Source organism: Robbsia andropogonis, from assembly GCF_000970345.1.
GTDB lineage: Bacteria > Pseudomonadota > Gammaproteobacteria > Burkholderiales > Burkholderiaceae > Robbsia > Robbsia andropogonis.
The window spans coordinates 1-659 of record NZ_LAQU01000232.1 but is presented as its reverse complement, the minus strand read 5'-3'; the positions used below and the strand labels follow the sequence as shown (position 1 = coordinate 659).

Genomic DNA, 659 nt, shown 5'->3' with positions numbered 1-659 from the left:
ATATGTTCCTTCGTTAAAGCAGATAGTTGCCGGCTCCAGTTTGATGGCCTTCCGTTTGCGAAATAACATCCACGCGAAACGGCGCTTCTCGGTAAATTTATAACTATTGTTCATTGGTCTTGGTCGTTGATTTCGTCGGCCAAAGCAGAACCTAGTCGAGGTCTTCGCGCTCCCGTCCCACTGATATTCCAATCGAGTGTCTATGCGTAATACAAGTGGTTGGGAGTTTTCAGATCATAGGCCAGAAATGTCCGCCATACCGAGGGAAGTTCAAGCTTACATCTCTGCTGTAAGTCGTTTCGAGGCAAGGTCAGTTTATTAACTGACCTACTCTACAGCCGTTTCGGACTAGTACTGGAGCCGGTCAAACAATAAAATTCGGATCGCCTTCGATGATTAGAAGGTCGGTGATCAGTTAGTTAAGGCGGTCCGGCCGTACGATCGTCGGTCCCACGAAAATCAACTTACGCAGCGCTGCCTGCGGCCCATGCGGTTGCATCCGGAAGTGCGGTCGTCGCCAATGCCCTCGAACCTCGTGATGCTCTCCGTCTCCCCCAAGGGACGGTGCAGGCCCCGCATCGAGGATCGCCGGGCCGACAATATGCCGGTCATAGAGTTGTTCGATCTCAGCCAGTCGTTCAGCGCGCCGGCGCTTGCCC

The 659-nt window shown here is 53.0% G+C and carries 1 pseudogene; it reads right to left on the bottom strand.

The annotated features are described in order from the left end of the window. Positions 1-415: 415 nt before the first annotated feature. Positions 416-659 (bottom strand): annotated as a pseudogene (locus WM40_RS29400) (hypothetical protein); the annotation flags it as partial.